This is a genomic window from Streptomyces sp. TE5632, from assembly GCF_054061295.1.
Genome location: NZ_JBSSEA010000003.1, coordinates 2,081,954 through 2,094,160, shown reverse-complemented (window position 1 = coordinate 2,094,160; position 12,207 = coordinate 2,081,954). Strand labels below are relative to the sequence as shown.

The 12,207-nt window shown below is 73.8% G+C and carries 8 protein-coding genes; 4 read left to right on the top strand and 4 right to left on the bottom strand.

The features are described from left to right. Nucleotides 1-11: 11 nt before the first annotated feature. Nucleotides 12-1,235: a PucR family transcriptional regulator gene (locus tag ACVW19_RS14555; RefSeq protein ID WP_457459820.1), complete on the bottom strand. Its 1,224-nt coding sequence runs from the start codon at nt 1,233-1,235 to the stop codon at nt 12-14. A gap of 127 nt (nt 1,236-1,362) precedes the next feature. Here ACVW19_RS14555 and ACVW19_RS14550 point away from each other — a divergent pair, with 127 nt between their 5' ends. From ACVW19_RS14550 to ACVW19_RS14535, 4 genes are all read left to right on the top strand, one after another. Beyond that, on the top strand, nt 1,363-1,941 hold the full coding sequence (locus ACVW19_RS14550) for an urease subunit gamma (RefSeq protein ID WP_457459819.1): 579 nt from the start codon (nt 1,363-1,365) through the stop codon (nt 1,939-1,941). Continuing rightward, nucleotides 1,938-3,626, top strand: coding sequence for an urease subunit alpha (locus tag ACVW19_RS14545; RefSeq protein WP_457459818.1), 1,689 nt, complete (start codon nt 1,938-1,940; stop codon nt 3,624-3,626). Before ACVW19_RS14550 ends, ACVW19_RS14545 begins: the two co-directional genes overlap by 4 nt. A 64-nt stretch (nt 3,627-3,690) precedes the next feature. Further along, complete coding sequence (locus ACVW19_RS14540) at nt 3,691-5,391, top strand: amidohydrolase (protein WP_457459817.1); 1,701 nt, start codon at nt 3,691-3,693, stop codon at nt 5,389-5,391. Further along, on the top strand, nt 5,388-6,719 hold the full coding sequence (locus tag ACVW19_RS14535) for an MFS transporter (RefSeq protein ID WP_457459816.1): 1,332 nt from the start codon (nt 5,388-5,390) through the stop codon (nt 6,717-6,719). Before ACVW19_RS14540 ends, ACVW19_RS14535 begins: the two co-directional genes overlap by 4 nt. A gap of 332 nt (nt 6,720-7,051) precedes the next feature. On the opposite strand, the gene ACVW19_RS14530 is transcribed toward ACVW19_RS14535, so the two are convergent. The 3 genes from ACVW19_RS14530 to ACVW19_RS14520 form a co-directional block, all read right to left on the bottom strand. Further along, the gene (locus ACVW19_RS14530; RefSeq protein WP_457459815.1) at nt 7,052-10,018 is read right to left on the bottom strand and encodes a BTAD domain-containing putative transcriptional regulator; all 2,967 of its coding nucleotides are present in this window, start codon (nt 10,016-10,018) and stop codon (nt 7,052-7,054) included. 213 nt (nt 10,019-10,231) lie between these two features. Beyond that, complete coding sequence (locus ACVW19_RS14525) at nt 10,232-10,627, bottom strand: nitroreductase/quinone reductase family protein (protein ID WP_457459814.1); 396 nt, start codon at nt 10,625-10,627, stop codon at nt 10,232-10,234. Nucleotides 10,628-10,639: 12 nt separating this feature from the next. After that, complete coding sequence (locus ACVW19_RS14520) at nt 10,640-12,169, bottom strand: CehA/McbA family metallohydrolase (protein ID WP_457459813.1); 1,530 nt, start codon at nt 12,167-12,169, stop codon at nt 10,640-10,642. Nucleotides 12,170-12,207: the final 38 nt, after the last annotated feature.

Here is a 12,207-nt window from a genome sequence, read left to right as displayed (position 1 = left end):
ATCCGCGGGTGTCACCCGCCACGGCTGCGGGAGCACTGCAGGGCGAACAGGATGGTGGCCGCCTCCGTCGGCCTGGTGGGGTGGAGGCCGGTCAGCTCGGTGAACCGGCTCAGCCGGTTGAGCACCGTGTTGCGGTGGCAGTACAGGTCGCGGGTGACCGCTGAGACCGTCCCGGATTCGCAGTAGGCGACCACGGTGTCCAGCAGGCGCCCGCGCTCGGGCGGGGACAGCCGGTCCAGACCGGACAGCACCGAGTCGGCCAGCATCCCCGCGATCGGGCCCAGCCGTGCCGCGGACACGGGCATCCATGCGTCGACCAGGGTCACCGGGCCGCCTCGCGCCGTGTCGCCGCCGTCCATCGTCATGGCGATCGCCTCGGCCACCCGCACCGTGTCGGGGACGCGGGCCAGTCCGCGCGCCACCGGGCCGACCGCGCACGCCACACCGTCCAGCCAGGCGGGCGGGGGCGCGTCCGCTCCCTGCGGCAGCCTGGCCACGAGCACCAGCATGCCGTTGTGCTGCTGCAGGTGGGGGGAGCGGCCTGTCAGCCGTGCCGTGACGGCCCGGCGCAGTTCCTCCTGCGACTCCGGCGGGGCCACCGCCACGACGAAGTCCGACTGCGCGTTCACCTGGAGGAGGGTGGCGGCCTGGGCGACGAGTTGCTGGTCGCGGCCGTCCGAGGACAGCAGTCTGCCCATGAACGCGGTCCGCTCACGCTCCTGCTCGCGGGCCAGCACCGCGACCTGGTCCAGGTAGGCGGCGTGCACGTGCACGGTGTGGAACTCCACTGCCTCCCACACCCGCACCGCCCCGCGCGTCAGCTGCGGCAGGTCCTCCGGGCGGGTGCGTTCCAGGAACGCGGTCCACAGCACGCGGAAGTCCATGCGCACCGCCTGCAGGAGCCGTTCCAGCGGCACGCCCTGGTGGGCGCGGCGGCGGCCCAGCCGCTCCGGGACCGCGCGCAGGTCCTCGGGCACCGGCAGGTCGCCGATCAGGCGCAGGAGCAGTTCGAAGGAGGACCGGGCGGTGTCGCGCAGGTCCTCGGGCGGGACCACGGCCTCGTAGTCGTCGAACGCGGAGACCTCCGGGACGTAGCGCCGGACCAGGTCGTCCAGGTCGTCCAGGCAGTCGCGCACCAGCGTGCGCAGCTCGGGGGAAACCGACGCGCCGCCGTCGCCGGCGGGCCGGTCGGCAGGGGTGGGGGCGGGACCGTCGATGTCCGGCGCATTGTGCATATGCCCATTATCACTGCTCCAGCACGGAGCGTTTCAGCATTGTTCACACCCTTCTCACAGGGCATTGTGCTGTGCGTGCCCCACCCGCGCGGCCAGCAGGCCGCGCATGATCTCGAGGGGAATGTCCATGCATCTGACTCCACGCGAGCAGGAACGGCTGACGCTGTTCTCGGCCGCCGAACTCGCCCGGCGGCGGCTGGCCCGTGGCGCCCGGCTCGGTGCGACGGAGGCCGTCGCCCTGGTGTGCGACGAGATCCTGGAGATGGCCTGGGACGGGGTGGCGCTGGAGACCGTGATCGAGCTCGCCCGCGAGGTCGTGCCGCACGAGCAGCTGCTGCCGGGAGTCGCCGGGGCCGTGCCCGGCATCCAGGTGGAGGCGCTCTTCCCGCACGGCTCCACACTGGTCCACGTCGCCGAGCCCTTCGGCCCGGCCGGGCCGACCGACCCCGGCGCCGTACTGGCCGCCGAGGGTGAGACGGATCTGGCCCCCGGCCGGCCGCGCAGGGAACTGGAGATCACCAACCGGGGCGCCCGCACGGTGTGGCTCTCCTCCCACTTCCCCCTGGAGGAGGCGAACACCGCACTGGAGTTCGACCGCGAGGCCGCCCGCGGCCACCGGCTGGACGTCCCGGCCGGCTCCTCCGAGCGGTTCGAGCCCGGTGCGACCCGCACCGTCACCGTCGTGGCACGAGGAGGAGACCGATGAGCCGGATGTCCCGGCGCGCGTACGCGTCCGTGTACGGTCCGACCACCGGAGACCGGATCCGGCTGGCCGACACCGACCTGTGGATACGGGTCGACGCCGACGACACCGAGCCCGGTGAGGAAATGCTCGGCGGCTGCGGCAAGACCACCCGCGACGGCCTGCTGGTGACCGGCCGCGCCCCGCGGGACAGCGCTCTGGACATGGTGATCCTCGGGGTGGTCGTCATGGACCCGCTGCTCGGCGTCCGCAAGACCAGCATCGGCATCAAGGACGGCCGGATCGTCGGCGTCGGACGGGCCGGCAACCCGGAGAACAACGACGGCGTCGAACTCGTCGTCGACTCCCACACCGCGATGATCAACGGCCAGGGACTCCTCGCCACGGCCGGGGTCGTGGACTCCCACGTCCACCTCTCCAGCCCCGAGGTGGTGCCCGCCGCGCTCTCCGCCGGCGTCACCACCATGGTCGGCATGGGGATCGGCGGCGTGTGGGACGTCGGCGCCAACCCCGCATACAACCTGCACAGCCTCATCGAGGGCTGGCGCGACGCCCCGGTCAACGTGGCGTTCCTCGCCCGCGGCTCCTCCTCCTCGCAGGAACTGCTGGAGCGCGCGGTGCTCGCCGGCTCCGGGGGCTTCAAGATCCACGAGGACTGGGGGGCCACGCCCCGCATCGTCGACACCTGCCTGGGCGTCGCGGAGCAGGCCGACCTGCCGGTCGCCCTGCACACCGACACCCTCAACGAGTCCGGCTACCTGGCCGACACCCTCTCGGCCACCCGCGGACGCACCGTGCACGCCTACCACGTCGAGGGCGGCGGCGGTCACCCCGACCTGCTGGAGATCGTCTCCCAGCCGCACGTGCTGACCTCCTCCACCACCCCGACGCTGCCGCTGACCCCGGCCACCGTCGCCGAACTGCTGCCCATGACGATGACCGTCCACGGCGGACACCACGGGGTGGAGAGCGACGTGTCCATCGCGGCGAGCCGGGTGCGCGAGCACGCCATCGCCGCCGAGAACGCCCTGCACGACCTCGGCGCGATCAGCATCGTCAACTCCGACTCCATGGGCATGGGCCGCATCGCCGAGACCGCGCGCCGCACCTGGCAGCTCGCCCACGTCCAGGCCCACCTGGCCGGGCAGAGCGGTCCGGACTTCGTCAACAACGAACGGGTGCTGCGCTACCTGGCCAAGATCACGCTGAACCCCGCGATCGCCCACGGCATGGCCTCGGACGTCGGTTCACTTCGGCCCGGCGGCATCGCCGACGTCGTGCTGTGGCGCCCCGCCACCTTCGGCGCGCAGCCGGAGCTGGTGCTCAAGTCCGGCTTCGTCGCCTGGGGGCTGACGGGCTCGGGCTCCGGCTCGACCCGGCTCACCCAGCCGCGCGTGATGAAGCCGTACTTCGGCGGCCTGGGCGGAGCCCCGCGCCGGCTGTCCACGGTCTTCGTCTCCCAGGCCTGCCTGGACGACCGCGCCGCCGCCGACGCCCTCCCCACGGGGGTGCGCTACACCGCCCTGCGCGACAGCCGTGGCCTGACCCGCGGCGACATGGTCGGCAACACCGCCGTACCGACGGTGCGGGTACCCACCACACCTGACGCGGTCCTCGTCGACGGCCGCCCGATCGACATCCACCATGCCGCCGACCTGCCACTGACCCGCCTGCAGAACCTGGCCTGAACCGGCCCCGACCGGCCCTGCCCCGAGCCGGACACCCCCACACACCCCACCCGAAAGCCGCCCCATGCTCGATCTCAAACTGCGCAACGCCCGTATCCGCACGGTGGACGACCACCACCCCCGCGCCCACACCCTCGGTGTCCTGGCGGGGCGGATCGTCGGCCTCGACGAGACGGTCGAGGACCTGCCCGCGCGCACCGTGCTCGACTGCGGCGGCGCGGTCGTCGTCCCCGGATTCGGCGACGCCCACAACCACATGGCCTGGTTCGGCCAGTCCCTCGGTGAACTCGACCTGAGCACGGCCACCACGCTGCACCAGGTCTACGACGCCGTCGCCCGCCGCGCGGCCGCCCTGCCGGCCGACGCCTGGATCGTGGGCGCCGGGTACGACGACACGGTCATGGGCGGGCACCCGCACCGCACGGAGCTGGACCGGGCGGCCGGCGGGCGGCCGGTGTGGCTCAAGCACCGCTCCGGTCACATGTGCGTGGCCGGCAGCGAGGTGCTGCGGCGCGCAGGCGTCCTCGACGGCACCGCCGACGCCCCCGACGGCGGAGTCGTGGTGCGCGACGGCGACGGCGCCCCGACCGGCCTGCTCCAGGAGCGGGCCCAGGCCCTGGTCACCGACCTGGTCATGCCCTACCCGGTGGCCGAACTGGCCGACGCCCTCGGCCGTGCGAGCGAGGTCTACGCCGCCGAGGGCCTGACCCACGTGGTGGAGGCCGGGATCGGGCTCGGCCTCATCGGCCGCAGTCCCGTCGAGGCCGCCGCCTACCAGCTGGCCCGCGAACGCGGCACCCTGCGCACCCGGGTCGAGCTGATGGTCGCCGCCGACAACCTGCACGCCCTGCGCGCGCACGCCGACGACGGCATCACCACCGGCATCGACCTGGGCCTGCGCACCGGCTTCGGCGACGACCGGCTGCGCCTGGGCCCCATGAAGATCTGGCTGGACGGGTCGCTGATCGGCCGCACGGCCGCGGTCTCCGAGCCGTTCTGCGGGCACGACCACACGAGCGGCGTCTACCAGAACAGTCCGCAGGAGATGCACCGGCTCGTCGTCGACGCCCACCGGTCCGGCTGGCGGGTGGCCGCCCACGCCATCGGCGACAGCGCCGTCGACCTCGCCCTCGACGCCTTCGCCGAGGCGCAGCGCGTGCTGCCCCGCCCGGATGTGCGGCACCGCATCGAGCACTCCGCGGTGGTCCGCCCCGACCAGCTCGACCGCTACGTGGAGCTGGGTGTGGTCCCGGTGCCGCAGGCCCGCTTCCTGTATGACGTCGGCGACAGTATGGCCGAGGGACTCGGTCCGGACCGTACGCTGTGGATGTACCGGCACCGTTCCTTCCTCGAGCGAGGGATCCGGGTGCCGGGCAGCTCCGACCGGCCGGTCGCCCCGGGAGCGCCCCTCCTCGGGATGCAGTCCATGGTCGAGCGCCTCAGCAAGGCGGGCACCGTGCTCGCCCCGGACGAGCGCGTGAGCGCGGAGCAGGCCCTTCGGGCCTACACCATCGATGCGGCATGGGCCAGCCACGACGAGAGCCGTCGAGGCAGCATCACCCCCGGCAAATATGCCGATTTCGTCATGCTTTCCGATGACCCTGTCGTCGTCGACAGTCATCGGATGGGCGCCATCGACGTCCTCGCCACCTTCGTGGCCGGGGAGTGCGTCCACGGCGCCGACGCAGTCGGGGACCTCGCGGCAGTGAACGGTCCCCTCCCCGCGGCCGGAACCTCCCGGCCGGACGCAAGGAGTCACGCATGAGCACAGTCGGACAGGTCGCCCCAGGGGCTCCGCCGGGCACGTCGACCGATACGAAGGCCAGGGACGCCGGACGGGTCGCCTTCGCGTCCTTCGTCGGCACGGCACTGGAGTGGTACGACTACTTCCTCTTCGGTACCGCCTCCGCCATCGTCTTCAACCGGCTGTACTTCACCACCCTCGACCCCACAACGGCCACCCTGGCGGCCTTCGCCACCTTCGGTGTCGGCTTCGCCGCCCGGCCGATCGGCGCCCTGGTCTTCGGATGGCTGGGCGACCGCATGGGCCGCAAGCCGGCCCTGCTGATCACCGTGGTCATGATCGGCATCGCCACCGGTCTGATCGGTCTGCTGCCCGGCTACGCCACCATCGGCATCGCCGCACCGCTGCTGCTGGTGCTCCTGCGCCTGGTCCAGGGCATCGCCGTCGGCGGTGAGTGGGGCGGCGCCATCACCCTGGCCGTGGAACACGCGCCGCCGAACAAGCGCGGCTGGTACGCCGCACTCCCGCAGGTCGGCTCCCCCGTGGGCACCCTGCTCTCCTCCGGCGCCTTCGCCCTGGTGCTCCTCCTGCCGTCCGAGTCCTTCGACTCCTGGGGCTGGCGCCTGCCGTTCCTGATGGCCTTCCCGCTGATGGGCATCGCCGTCTACATCCGCCGCAAGGTGGAGGAGTCGCCGCTCTTCGACGAGATGCTGGAGCAGAACGAGCAGGCCAAGGTGCCGGCGCTCGACATCTTCCGCCAGGCCTGGGGCCGACTGCTGGTCGCGATGGCCTCGGCGACCCTGGGAGTCGGCGGGTTCTACATGCTGACCACGTTCATGATCAGCTATGGGGCCGACACCCTGGGAATGCCGCGGTCCCTCATGGTCAACGGGACGCTGGTGGCTGCGGTCGTCCAGATCGTGGTGATCCTCGTCGTGGGACGCATGGCGGACCGCCTCGGCCCCGGCCGGGTCACGCTGTGGGGCGGCCTGCTCAGCGCCGCCTTCGCCTTCCCGCTCTTCTGGCTGATCGAGACCGAGAACCCCGTCGTGGTCGTGCTGACCATGGCGGCCGGCATCGGCGTGCTCTCCGTCGCGTACGCGGTGTCCGGGGCGCTGCTCGCCGACCTGTTCCCGGCCCGGCTGCGCTACACCGGCGTGGCTCTCTCCTACAACCTGGCCGGCGCCCTCACCGGCTTCCTCCCCTTCCTGGCGACCGCCCTGCTGGCCACCGGAGGCGGGGCCTCCTGGCCGGCGGCCCTGCTGCTGACGGCCCTGTCCCTGATCACCGCCCTCGGCGGACTCCTGGGCAGCCGGATGCGCGTGAAGGACGACGCCCTCACCGGGTGAACCCGACCGGTCCGCGTCCGGCATCGCCCCGAACGGGGCCACCGACGCGAATCACCCCCTCCGTGCGGCCCGCTGCCCCCCGTGCAGCGGGCCGCACCGCCGGTCCGGCCCGGTCCGGCCCGTTCCGGCGGGCCCGTATCGGCAGGCACGTACAAGGAGCACTCGGCGCAGCCCCGCCGCACGGGGGCGGGCGGCAACCGCTCCGTCTCCGGTCGAACGCGGCGGCGCCTGCCGGGAGATCGTGCCGGCGCCGCGTGACGCCGCGCGCCGACGGCGGCGTCGACGGCGGTCCGCGCCACGCGGCGCCGCCGTCACCCGCGGCCGACGAACGCTCAGGCGGCCTCGACGGGAGTCAGCAGCGCGCGTACCGCCGTGGCCTCCGGTGCGTCCAGCGCCTCGTAGATGCGCACGGCCTCCTCCCAGCAGACGCGGGCGCGGCCCGTGTGGCCGACGCCGGTGAGGGCGTGCCCCAGCACCGTCAGGACGTTGCCGCGCCGCCACTGCCCGCCGATGCCGCGCAGCACCGTCAGCGCCATCTCCGCGTTCGCCGCGGCCTGGGCGTAGCGCTGCCCCGCGATGTCGACCTCCGCCAGACGGAACAGGGTCATGCCCTCCCACAGCCGTTGCCGGCTGTCCCGGAAGACCTCCAGCGCCTCGAGGAGCCGGTCGGCCGCGTCGACGAGCCGGTGGCTCTGGGTGAGGGCCATGCCCAGCGCGTACCGGCCGTTCGCACCGCGCATGGAGTTGCCCGTGGCGTCGTAGATCTCCATGCCCTGCTGCGCGAGTGCCACGGCGCTGTCCGTGCTGCCGGTGGCCAGCCGGATCCGCGAGAGGTTGCAGAGCGCGCTGGCCTCACCGGGGCGGTCGCCCAGCGTCCGGAAGTGCGTGAGGGCGTGGGAGAGGTGCTCCTCGCCGGCCGCGGTACGGCCCTGGTAGAGCGCGATCACGCCGCGGGCGTTGTGCGCCCAGCACACGGGCAGCAGGTCGTCGGCGCGCCGCGCCAGGTGGACGACCTGCTCGGCCTCCTCGTCGGCCAGGTCGAACCGGCCGCCGTCGAGGTGCGCGTGCGCCAGGGTCATCAGCGCCCGGGCCTCCACCTGCGCGACGCCGCCCTTCCGGGCCGCCTCCAGCAGGGTCCGCGCCGTGAACTCGTACTCCTTGGAGTTGGCCCCCGACTCCGACAGGTCGAGCGCCGCCCACAGCAGGTCGATGCTGCGGCGCAGGGTGTCCGGCCGGTCGGCGCACTGCCGGGCGAAGGACAGCAGGCAGTTCGCCTCCGTGTAGAGCCAGTCCCGCGCCGGCCCCCGGTCGGGGAAACGCAGCCCGGGATGGTGGGTGGCGGCCAGATGGTCCACCAGCCGGTCCCCGGGCCGCTCGATCGCGTACACGCCCGCCGCCGTCGCCAGATAGAAGTCCAGGAGACGGGACAGGGCGGCGGCGCGCTCGCCCGGGGGGTGCTCGTCGCGTTCGGCGCACGCACGCGCGTAGAGGCGGACCAGGTCGTGCAGCCGGTAGCGGCCGGGTGCCGCGGACTCCAGCAGGGAGGTGTCCACCAGGGACTCCAGGAGGTCCTCCGTGTCGTCCGCCGGCAGGTCGAGGACCGCCGCCGCTGCCGCCAGGGAGATGTCCGGGCCGTCGGCCAGGCCGAGGAGACGGAAGGCGCGGGCCTGGGCCGGCTCCAGCTGGCCGTAACCGAGTTCGAAGGTGGCCTTCACGGCGAGGTCGCCGGCCTGCAGCTCGTCCAGGCGGCGGCGTTCGTCGGCGAGCTTGGCCGCCAGCACCGAGACGGTCCAGGTGCGGCGCGCCGCCAGCCGGGAGGCCGCTATCCGGAGGGCCAGCGGGAGGAAACCGCAGGCCGCCACGACGTCCAACGCGGCCTCGCGCTCCGCCGCCACCCGCTCCTCGCCGACGATCTTCGTGAACAGGGCCAGCGCCTCGTCCGGGGACATCACGTCCAGGTCGACCAGGTGGGCGCCGGCCAGGTCCACCATCCGCACCCGGGACGTCACCAGGGCCGCGCAGCCCTCCGTGCCCGGCAGGAGGGGGCGTACCTGGGCGGCGTCCCGCGCGTTGTCCAGCAGCACCAGCACTCTGCGGCCGTCCAGGACGGACCGGTACAGCGCCGCCCGTTCCTCGAGCGAGTCGGGGATGGCGGAGTCGGCGGTGCCGAGGGCGCGCAGGAAGGCGCCGAGCACCGTCTCGGGCTCGGCCGCCCGCTGCCCCGCGCCCTGCAGATCGACGTACAGCTGGCCGTCGGGGAAGCCGGCCCGTGCCTGGTGGGCCACGTGCACCGCGAGGGTCGTCTTGCCGACGCCGCCTATCCCGGCCAGCGCGGACACCGCCATCACCCGGCCCTCGGCCGAGGAGAGGATCGCGCCGAGTTCGCGCACGAAGGACGCGCGGCCGGTGAAGTCCTGGACGGTGGCGGGCAGTTGCGCGGGACGGACCGGAGCGGCGGCGGGCTCGGGCGGCGCGGGGGAGGAGGGCTCCGCCAGGTGGGGGTCCGCCTGGAGGATGCGCTGCTGGAGTTCTCGCAGGCCGGGCCGCGGGTCCACGCCCAGCTCGTCGGCGAGCAGCCGGCGCGTGTCCGCGTACACCGCCAGCGCCTCGGCCTGGCGTCCGCTGCGGTACAGCGCCAGCATCAGCAGCTCGCGCAGGCGTTCGCGCAGCGGGTGGGCCGCCGTGAGCGCCGTCAGCTCCGAGACGGCCTCCGCGTGGCAGCCCTGCTCCAGGTCCATGTCCAGCCGGGTCTCGACGAGTTGCAGGCGCCACTCCTCCAGCCGCACCCGCTGGGCCTCCGCGTACGGGCCCGGTATGCCCGCCAGGGTCTCGCCGTCCCAGAGCGCGAGGGCGCGGTCCAGCAGCGTCCGGGCCGTGCACAGGTCCCCGGCGTGCTTCGCCCGCTCCGCCTCGGCGGCCAGCCGCTGCGCCACCTCGGCGTCCAGCGCGCCCTCGCCCGGCCCGCGCACCGCGTAGCCCCCGGACTCGCTGACCAGGATCCCGGGGTCCAGGACCTTCCGCAGCCGGGACGCGTACGTACGCAGCGCCGCCAGCGCCTGCGAGGGCGGCTCCTCGCCCCACAGGGCGTCGATCAGCTCGGCCGCCGTGGCCGTACGACCCCTGCGGAGCAACAGGGCGGCGAGCAGGGCGCGTTGTTGAGGGCTGCCGGTGCTGACGGGCTCGCCGCCGCGCCAGGCGCGCACCGGCCCGAGCACACTGAAGCGCAGCGCCGGCGGCTCGGCCGGTGCTGTCGGCGAACTGGGACGTCCCTGCTCCGGCACTCGCGGTGCACCCTCCATGGAGTCCCCCTACGGATCCTGAACAACCACGCCAGTCTGCCTTGTCCGTGACGAATGCGTCAGCCGTGCGAGACGGCGGTCACACGGCGGCGCGCACGGGTCCACAAGGCCCCCACATCTTCTGCGTACAGGTGTGCGTCGATGTCACCGGAACCGTTCCCGGCTCTCGCGGTTGACGCTTCGTCAGGTGGATGAGAGGCGGCGCCGTCCGCCTCAGCCGTCCAGGTCGACCCGTACCGTCAGCAGTCCCGCCCCCACCGCCCGTACCGCCGCGCTGTTCATGCGCGGCAGGGCGCGCAGCCGGGCGAGCGGGTCGTCCTCGGGCAGCGGGTGGGCGGTACCGGTGTGCCAGCGGCCCCGGATGCGGACCCGCACCCGGGGGTTCGCGCGGATGTTGCGCACGTACTGGGACCGCTCGCCGAACTCCGACACCAGCCAGAACGAGTCCCCGACCCGCCGCCCGCCCACCGGAGTGCGCCGGGGCAGGCCGGAGACGCGGCCCGTGGTCTCCAGGAGGGTCTGCAGCGGGGAGCGGCGCATGAGGGGGTTGGCGATCCGGCGCTGGACGGCGGTGACGGCCCGGTACTTGCGTTCGGCGTGACGGCTCATGGTGCGGCGAGCCTACCGGCGACCCAGGAAGATCGGGTTGGTCAACGCGGCCGGGACGCCCGGCAGCGGGCCGGCCGCCGTCTCGTGCCGCAGCTCGGCGCGGACGTAGGCGGCGTACGACGGGGTGGTCCGCCACTCGACGACACCCGAGCCGGACACCGGCAGCGGGGCGCCGGTGTGCAGGACGCCCTGGTCGGTGACGAGGCGGACCGTGCAGCGCGGGGCGCCGCGGGCCTCCAGGCGGACGGTGACCGGCGTGTCCCGGTCCACGCCCAACCGCTCCCCGATACCGGCGTGTTCGCCCCGCCCGCCGGACGCCGTGAAGGCGACGGAGACGCGTGCGGACTCGGCGACGTACGAGCGGCCCGCGCGGATGCCCTCCTGGACGGCCCGGCGGGACAGCTCGTCGGCGAGGACGACGGTCTGCGGGTGGCCGACGACGTCCGGGTCCCGGTGGGCGTCGCTGTTGCCCATCGCCGGAATCCAGCCCCGGCCGCCCCTTTCGCCCTGCCCGCCCCGCACCGAGGCGACGAGCATGCCGTCCCAGTCGGCCAGGGCCACCTCGTCGTCGGGTGTCCAGGGGCCGTTCCACACCTCCACGGCGTCCGCCTCGCCGAAGCCGAACTTCCAGTTGCAGCCGACGCAGGTGGCGTGCGGATGCGCCGGCACGACCAGGCCCCCGGCGCCGCGCACCCGGCGGGCGAACCGGGCGAACCGGTTGTCGCGGGCCCGGTAGCGCCAGTCGACGAAGGTGCCGGGGTCCGTGCCGAGCGCGACGACGTGCCCGTTGCGGGTGGTGACCTCCTCGCCCAGCAGCACCAGCAGGTCGTCCCCGGCGACGTCCGCCCAATGGGCGTGCCCGGAGTGGGTGTTGTGCTCCGAGCTGTTGATGAAGTCCAGCCCCGCCGCCCGTGCGAGCGCCGCGATCTCGGCCGGGGTGCGGCGGCCGTCGGAGTGCCAGGAGTGCAGATGGCAGTCGCCCCGGTACCAGGCCCGCCCGCGCCCCTTGGCCCGCTCGGGCGGGTACACCGGCCGGACCGTCTCGCCGGGCTCCCCGTAGGTCAGCGTGACGGTGATCTCGTACGACAGCCCCTGCGGGGCCACGGTGTACGGGCCCAGTGCGATGTGCCAGGTGCCCTCCCGCACCGGGCCGGGCAGGTAGCCGGGGGTGGCGTCGTCCGCGCGGAGGAAGAACTCCGTACGGGCCCCGCCCGACCAGCCCCGGAAGCCCGCGCCGCCCAGCTCGGTGCCGCGCTCGTCGAAGATCCCGACGTCGAGGGCGTTGCCCGCGGTCCCGGCCGGGACGGACGGTCTGTCGTAGGAGTAGGCGACTCTGATCTCCCTTACACCGTCAGGTACTTGGACGGGGACGTAGACGAAGTCGGGGGCGCCCGGCGGGAGGGTGCCGCGCACCGTCCTCGTCTCCTGTGCACCGCGGCCGGCCGCGGAAGCGAAGCTCACGCTCCCCAACGTAAGCGCGGCGGCGGCTCCCGTCAGGAAGACGGCACGCCGGCCGATCCCGCTCCGGTGCTCCTCGCACATGCTGCTGCTCCCAGGGGGTCGTGTGATGACGGGGCGGA

Coding starts and splice junctions, on each gene's coding strand:
- ACVW19_RS14555 (WP_457459820.1), bottom strand. CDS start 1,235: ATGCACAATGCGCCGGACATCGACGGTCCCGCCCCCACCCCTGCCGAC.
- ACVW19_RS14550 (WP_457459819.1), top strand. CDS start 1,363: ATGCATCTGACTCCACGCGAGCAGGAACGGCTGACGCTGTTCTCGGCC.
- ACVW19_RS14545 (WP_457459818.1), top strand. CDS start 1,938: ATGAGCCGGATGTCCCGGCGCGCGTACGCGTCCGTGTACGGTCCGACC.
- ACVW19_RS14540 (WP_457459817.1), top strand. CDS start 3,691: ATGCTCGATCTCAAACTGCGCAACGCCCGTATCCGCACGGTGGACGAC.
- ACVW19_RS14535 (WP_457459816.1), top strand. CDS start 5,388: ATGAGCACAGTCGGACAGGTCGCCCCAGGGGCTCCGCCGGGCACGTCG.
- ACVW19_RS14530 (WP_457459815.1), bottom strand. CDS start 10,018: ATGGAGGGTGCACCGCGAGTGCCGGAGCAGGGACGTCCCAGTTCGCCG.
- ACVW19_RS14525 (WP_457459814.1), bottom strand. CDS start 10,627: ATGAGCCGTCACGCCGAACGCAAGTACCGGGCCGTCACCGCCGTCCAG.
- ACVW19_RS14520 (WP_457459813.1), bottom strand. CDS start 12,169: ATGTGCGAGGAGCACCGGAGCGGGATCGGCCGGCGTGCCGTCTTCCTG.